General features: G+C 75.0%; 5 protein-coding genes. All 5 read right to left on the bottom strand.

All coding sequences use genetic code 11. The annotated features are described in order from the left end of the window. Positions 1–657 (bottom strand): LamB/YcsF family protein (locus AB0J52_RS20490; protein WP_500183200.1); only part of this gene is annotated, 657 nt, incomplete at its 3' end. Positions 658–687: 30 nt separating this feature from the next. Further along, complete coding sequence (locus AB0J52_RS20485; protein WP_500183197.1) at positions 688–1,056, bottom strand: UCP033725 family protein; 369 nt, start codon at positions 1,054–1,056, stop codon at positions 688–690. Beyond that, positions 1,053–2,777 carry an SseB family protein gene (locus tag AB0J52_RS20480; protein ID WP_500183195.1) on the bottom strand — a complete coding sequence of 575 codons (1,725 nt, stop codon included), beginning with the start codon at positions 2,775–2,777 and terminating at the stop codon, positions 1,053–1,055. Before AB0J52_RS20480 ends, AB0J52_RS20485 begins: the two co-directional genes overlap by 4 nt. A gap of 75 nt (positions 2,778–2,852) precedes the next feature. Beyond that, entirely contained in the window at positions 2,853–5,777 is a 2,925-nt protein-coding gene (locus AB0J52_RS20475) for a TY-Chap domain-containing protein (protein WP_500183193.1), read from the bottom strand. A gap of 287 nt (positions 5,778–6,064) precedes the next feature. Beyond that, positions 6,065–7,399 (bottom strand): hypothetical protein (locus tag AB0J52_RS20470; RefSeq protein WP_500183191.1); only part of this gene is annotated, 1,335 nt, incomplete at its 5' end.

Genomic DNA, 7,399 nt, shown 5'->3' with positions numbered 1-7,399 from the left:
CATCGACCGGGGCGCGAGCGCCACCTCGGAGCCGTCCACTGCCGTGACCCGCCCTTCGACGGCCATCCGGACGGCCCGCTCCGCCACCCGCTCGGGATCGTGCACGACCGCGTCCGGCTCACGCCGCGACACCAGCCGCCCCTCGGGCGTGTAGGCGCGGTCGGCGAAACACTCCTCGACGACCGTCAGACCGTCCGCGACCTCGTACAACGCCGATCCCGGCAGCGTGAGCAGCGGCAGCGTCGTGTCGTAGGCGCGGACCGCGTCGGCGACCGCCCGGGCCTGCACCGGATCGCGGGCCAGCCGGTTGTAGAGCGCGCCGTGTGGTTTCACGTAGGCGACCCGACCACCCTCGGCGCGCGCTATCCCGTCCAGCGCGGCGAGTTGGTAGAGCACCTCGGCGGTCAGCTCGGCCGGGGCCACGTCCATCTCGCGCCGCCCGAACCCGGCGAGGTCGCGGTAGGAGACCTGCGCCCCGATCGCCACGCCGCGCTCCACCGCCGCCGCGCACACCCGCCGCATGATCAGCGGATCTCCCGCGTGGAACCCGCACGCCACGTTCGCGCTCGTGATCACTTCCAGCAGGGCCAGGTCGTCGCCCAGCTCCCAGACGCCGAAACCCTCACCGAGGTCGGCGTTGATGTCCATCACCGGCATGGCAGAAGATGTACCACCGCCGGGGCCGGTTCAGACCGCCGTCTCGGCCAGGCCGGTCACCTCGCCGCGCGGCGCCCACGCCTGGTACACGCCCCGGTCGAACATCTCCAGGCCGAGCCGCTCGGCGACCGGGGCCCGCCCGCCGACGTACTCCACCCGCAGCCAGCCCTCGTGCTCGCCCAGCACCAGGAACGGTTCGCCGCGCCACGTGCAGTGCGTGCTGACGTACGCGAGCCGGGTCACCTCGGCGGCCGGCACCACCCGGACATACCGTGCCGACGTGACCTCCTCGAACCCCTCCGCCGGACGCGCCCGGTACAGCCGGACCTCGTCCCCGTCCGGGCTCGCCTCGTACTCCTCGCCGCGCCAGTCCGCGACGTACCCGTGCCGGACGCTCATTCCCCACTCCCACCGCGTGCGTGCCGCCCCCGGGGCACGTCCGGCCGCGTATCGGACGGCCGGGCATCGATCCGAGTCTCCGAGGGCCCTGCCTGCGCGTTCCCCGACGTCCCGGGCGTCCCGGGGTGCTGCCTCGCCTTCTGGGCTCCGGTCGCGCGGCGAGCGGTCCGCGGTGTGCGCGGCTTGTCGGCGCCCCGCGCGGTCGCCAGCCGGATCCGCCATCGCCGCAGGTCGGCGTCGTACACGGCGACCAGCGTCGGACGGCCCTCGCGCGCGAGCCGGTGCATCTCCGCGCCGTGCGGCAGGCGCTGGCTGTCCACCTTGTACTCGGGGACGGGCGGCCCGTCGCCCGGCGCGTACCCCCGACCGCCGAACGGCGGATGCTCCACGACCCAGCCGCCCGGCATCCCGGCGAGCGCCGTCTCGTCCTCGCCGCCCAGCGGACGCCGGAACAGCGCCGGCTTCGCGGCGGGCCAGCGGATCACGTGTACCGCCTCCATGCCCGGATCGAACGGCGAACCCGGATAGTCCAGGCCGAGCGTCCGGACGATCTGCTCCGGCCGGTTCAGGTCCGCGACGTCCTTCAGCTTCTGGACGTATCCGGCGACCAGGTCGTAGCCGCCGTCCAGGTAGTGGGTGACGTGCTCGGGCCGCAGCACCTTCTGCATGACGAACATCTGGGGCGGCTCGGCCCGGTCCGCCGGCGCCGGAACGGGCTCGACCCGCGTGACCTGCGGATCGGACGCCGCCGCCCGGGACCGTCCGGCCACGTGCCGGTCGGTCGGCTCGCCCCGCACCGGCCCGGAGGACGCCGCCTGCCCAGGCGACGGCGCCGGCGGAAGCCCGGGCACGGCCGGTGCCTTGGACGGCTGCGGAGCGGGCGTCTGGGGCGCGGGCGGTGGCCCCTTCGGCAGCATGTGCGTGTCCAGGTAGGACGCGCTGGGCAGCCCGGGGTTGACCGCGAGCCGCCAGTCGGGATGCGGCCAGTCCCGCACCAGCTCGGCCACCGTCGAGGTCTGGTGGTGGACGGCCTGGCCGCGCAGCGACCGGTCCATCGCCTCGGGGGACGTGAAGGCCAGCACGAACGTCCCGCCGCCGAACTCGGCGGTCGCGAAATGCCGTCCGCCCTCGCCGTCCGTGCCGGGAGCGGGCAGGTAGAGGGTGGCGCGCGCGAGCAGGTCCAGGTATCCGTCCTGGTCACCGCGCTCGCGGGCGATCGTCAGGGCGCGCTCGGTCTCGACCTCGCCGGACGGCGCGCCGGCGGCGGGGACGGCCTCGGCCTCCGGGACGGCGGACGGGATGCCGAGCGCGGGCAGGGCCAGCGGCGTCCCGCCGCCCGGCCCCGTCATCCCGGCCTCGTACACCAGCTCCCCGGGGGACCGGACGCCGTACGCCTCCCGCAGCGCGCCGGTCATCGCCCTCGCGAGCTCACCGCACGGACGCGGACGCGCCGCCTCCTGGGGTTCCAGGCGCATCCACCAGTTGAGCCGCTCCTCGTCGTCGGGCTCGTTCCAGCCGAGTCCGGACAGCTTCCGCTCCTGGCGGGCCGTCAGCGGCACGGGCAGGAACGCGTCGCCGACCGCCTCCGCGTGCAGCGCGCGGTCCGCGCGCAGCACCTGCGCGTAGGGAAGCCCGGTCGGGCCCTGCACGATGAGGAACGCGCGCTCCGGCAGCCGCGGCAGTTCGGCGGCCAGCCGGTCGGCGAAGTCGCTCCAGTCCACTCGGTCCAGCCTTCACGTCCGCGGGTCGGGGAGACGACCGTAGCGGAGTATCGCCGTCCCCGTCCCCACCAGTACCTATTCGCCCAGTTGTGTGGGAAGTGCGTCCGCCCGCACCGGAGTCCACACACCCCCGACGGAGTCGAAGACCGCGACGGGGGCACCGTCCCCGGTCCCGTCCGTCTCCCAGAGCGCCGTCCCGTGGGGAACCCGCATCAAGGCCGCGTCCGCACCCCGCACGGCAGCCGCTCCCGGCACGAACTCCAACCCCTGCACCGCGTCCGAACCCTGCCCGACACGAGGCCCCGAGCCAGGCAGGGCGTCAACGATCGGACTTGAGCCAGGCACAGCATCCGGAACCTGCCCGACGACCGGCCCTGTGCCAGGCCCGGCCTCAGGGATCTGCGCGACGCGCGGCCCTGAGCCAGGCGCGGTGTCCGGAACCTGTCCGAGGCGCGCCTCCGAGCGGGGCGCGGCGTCGGGGATCTGCCCCGCGCCGGGCCCCGCGCTAGAGGCTGCATCCGGGATCTGCTCGGCGACCGGGTCCGAACCCGGCGTCGCACCCGTGCCCACGACGTGAGCGGTCTCGGCGACGCCGCTGTCCGGTACGGGAGCGGCCGCGGGCATCGCCGCCGTCCCGTGCGCCTCCAGACCCGGCAGCACCGGCATCCCGGACGTGTCGGACTCCTGAAAACCCCTCGCGCCCGAGTCGCGCCGTCCAGCGGCGGCACCCGCGAACGCGTCCCGCAACGAGGACGCCCCCGAAGAACCGAACGCCGGCCGTCCAGAGGCTGCGCCCACAGCGCCGGCGTCGGCCTCCGGCGGCCACGTCGTGCCCGAGCTGTCCTGGCCGGCTGCCTCATACTGTGCCGGAGCATCTGCCGCGTCGCCGTCCTGCCCGCACGCGTGCGCCACCGTCTCCGGCAGCGCACCGACCGAATCGGTCATCCCGAACGCGTCCTGCCGCTCCGGGGCACCAGACGCCTCCGGCGAGGCCAAGGAATCGGTCTGGCCGGAACCGTCCGGCACTGCGATTCCATCGTGCTGCCGGGGTGCGCCGAGCACGTCACCATGCGAGGGCCCACCCAGCCCGTCCGGCACGGGGAACACGGACGCTCCGACACCATCGGTCGGCAAGTACTCGTCACGCTGCGAGTGCGGTTCCGCCTGACCGGACGCACCCGGCCACATCTCAGCCGCGCCCTGCGTGGCGAAAGCCTCATGCGGCGCGGGCGAACTCTGCGGCGCGAGCGCGTCGTGCTGCGCGTCCTGCGGCCCCGGCACGCTCGGCTGAGCTTCAACCGGGCCGTTCGCCGAGAGCGCGTCATACGGACCGGGAGAGTGGGACGCCCCGAACCCGTCATCCTGCGCGTTCATCTGCGGCATCGGAGTCACCGCCTCGCCGGCGCTGGACGTGCCCGACGCGTCGCGCGGCGCGGGAACGCCCGGCATCGAGATCTCGTACTGCCGCAGCCTCAAGTGCGGCGGCATCTCCGACTGCGCATCAACCGAGCCGCCGCCGACGGAGCCAGAGGCAGAGGCGGCGAGCTGGTCGCGCTCCACCGGCAGCCCCGGCATCTGCGGCGTAGCGGACGGGTCATGACCCGCGAGCGGGCCGGGCAACCCGGACTCCTCATACGACGCGGGGCCGCTGGAGGGCGCGTACGGTTCCGGCCCGAGGGGAGCGCTCGGCGCACCGACCTGGTCGTGCCGTCCGTGCGGATCGATCGCCGTGAGATCGAGGCGGGTCTCGTCCTCGGACTCCGGAAAGGCCGAAGCGCCGTGCAGGCCGACTGCGCCGACCGCGTCGGCCGCGCCCGGCTGGACGGACGGCACGTCCGGCAGGCCAGGGGAGGCGCTCATCGGCGGCGGCACGCTCACCCCGCCCGACGGCGGAGGCACGGGCGTGCTCGACCCCGGCCGGACGGCCCCCAAACGGGCGACGGCGGTGAGGTCGAGATGGATCTCGCTGCCCAGCCCCGGGTTGATGGCGAGCTGCCACGCCGGGTCGGGCCAGTTGGCCGACAGGTCGGCGAAGGACGTCCGGCGGAACGGCACCGCCGGGGACGACACGCGGGCGAGCGCTCCGGGGGAGGTGAAGACCGTGATGTACGTGACCGCCCCGAGGGTCATGGTCGGCGGGACGCTCTCGCCTGGCGCGTCGGGGAAGACCAGGTCGGCGGTGGGCAGGAGGTCGAAGTAGGTGGTGTGGTCGCCGCGGTCCTTGGCCTCGGCGAGCCGCGGCTCGATCTCGTCCGCCGGGCTTCCCATGGGCACCGGCGCGGCCGCGGGCGCCAAGCCCGCCTGCACGTCATGCACGGACGGCCCCTGCCCCGGAACGTCCCCGTACCCGGGGAAGGCCGCGCCGCCGGGACCCTGCAACGGGCCCGGAGCGCCGGGGAGGCCGTTCGGCGCCGGGCCGCTCAGCCCCTTCGCGTCCGGGAACGCGGGCGGCGGGGGCATGCCGGGCTCGGCCGCCAGGACGTCCGGCTCCGGAAAAGAACCCTGGCCGGAAGCGGACAGCGGATCGACCCCGCGCGTCCGGGTGATGCGGGACGGGTCGGCGCACTCGAGGCCGAGCTCCGGAAGCCCGACGAGGCCGGTGCCGTGCCGGTGGAACGACTCGTACACCAGGTCGGACGGCCGCCGGACGGCCTGGACGTCGCGCAGCGCCGTGACCATGACCTCGGCGAGCCGCGCGTAGTCGGCGGGGGTGGCGAACCCGGGCAGCTCGGTCCACCAGTTGCGCGGGCCGGCCGCGCCCGGCTCCGCCGGGGGGCGCCAGCCCGACTCGCTCATGACCTCCTCGTCCGCGAGGGTGAGGAGCAGCGGGCCGTCGAGGAAGTTGTTGCTCACCGCCTCGGCGTAGAGCCGGTCCGGTTCCCGCATGGCCTGGACGTAGTGACGGCTCTCCTCACGCTCCCGGACGATCAGGATCGTGTCCCGTTCCAGGGCCGTCAGCTCGCGCCCGAGGCGCCGAGCGAACTCGGACCACTCCAACAAGATCACTCCCTACGGCCGGGGGTGGCCCCCCGGTTCCCCCCGTCGATCACTGCCCGGTTCGATGATTGTCGTCCAGGGCACTTTCTGGCAAACCGGACGCACGCCCGTGCGGAGACGCGCCCTCCGGCACTCTCTCACCCGGCTGCGACAGTCCTCACTCAGCGCGATCCCCGCCGGCGCCGTCCACCGCGCGCGGCCTCGAACCGCGCCGTCCGCACCTCACCCCGCGACGCCGCCCCCACGCCGTCGCGGCTCACCGCTGTCCCCTCCAGCGGTCCGTCACCGTCTCACCCCGGCGGCGGCTCGTGCCGCAGCACACGCAGGGCGGCCCGCAGCGCACGCGGATCGTGCCCGCTGCGGTCCAGCACCGCGATCAGCCGGTGCAGCACCTCGTGCCGCTCGTACCCGACGTCCAGCAGCGCCTGCGCGGTCTCCCACAACTGGGGCGGGTCGCCGCGCCACAACCGGTCCGCGACCCGCTCGTGCGCCTGGAGGTGCTCCTCCGGCGCCCCGGGGTGCTCCAGCTCCAGCAGGACGCGCCGGTCCGCCGGATCGGACGGGTCGAGCACCGACAGGTCGATCGTGCCGTGCCGGCCCGAGACCCGGTGCCGCCCCGACAGGAACGGCAGCGCGAACGCGCGCCGGGGGAGCGCCTCCAGGTCGCCGTCGGGCAGCAGCCGGTCCACGATCTCGCGGTCGAGCCCGAACGACGACGGGTCGCGGTACGCGTCGGCGAACTTCGCCGTCGCGTCCCACACCGCGTCCAGCGTCGCGCGGACCGCCTCGTCCGGCAGCCCGGTGCGGCGGCCCGCCCACCGCGTCCACGCGGCCAGCACATGCGGGACGGCCTCCTGCTCGGCCTGCGACAGCAGCACCTTGCGCGGCAGCCAGTCCAGCAGGAACATCTCGCACTTGACCGGGCTCACCCGCAGCGGACGGCCGAAGTCGTACGTGCAGCCGTAGTCGATGATCCGGTCCACGCAGCGGCTCGCGGCGGCCGTGTCGGACAGCTCCGCCGCCTCGTCCGACGCCAGGAACCGGACGGCCAGGTCGGCGCGCCGGTCCGCGCCGTGCACGGCGGGCTGCGGCGCCCGGCCGCCGGTCGGCAGCGCCCGCACCCGGTGCCGGACGAACGCGTGGTAGGACCCGAAGTTCTCGTCGACCGGCGCGTCCGGCTCCTCGTTGGTGTGGTCGAGGCAGCGCTGGAGCAGCGCCCGCGCGTCCCGCGGCTCGATCTCCTCGAACCGCATCAGCGGGTTCACCGCCGCCTCGCGCCGGCAGTGGTCGAGCAGCCGGTCGATCCGCGACGACACCCACGCGTCCCGCACCGACCCGCACGCGGGCGGGCGCTCGCCCGGCAGCCGCGTCCCGACCACGCCCGGCCGCGTCCGGTCCACCAGCACGACCAGCGCGTGCCGGTCGGACGCGCCGCCGTCGCCCGGATACTCGAAGACGCAGATCACCGACTCCTGGTCGCCGTACACGTCCCGGGACACGTAGCACTCGCGGGGCTCGACCATCCCCACCCGGTCGGCCCAGATCGGGCCCGCGACGCCCCGCTCCATCAGCTCCAGCGCGGTCCGCTCGGCGCGGGCCGCCTGGCCGCGCGTGCCGAGGCAGGT

It is taken from the genome of Spirillospora sp. NPDC049652, assembly GCF_040675125.1.
Classification (GTDB): Bacteria; Actinomycetota; Actinomycetes; order Streptosporangiales; family Streptosporangiaceae; genus Spirillospora.
The sequence above is the reverse complement of the archived record's forward strand: the minus strand, read 5'-3'. Positions and strand labels throughout refer to the sequence as shown.

Coding starts and splice junctions, on each gene's coding strand:
- AB0J52_RS20485 (WP_500183197.1), bottom strand. CDS start 1,056: ATGAGCGTCCGGCACGGGTACGTCGCGGACTGGCGCGGCGAGGAGTAC.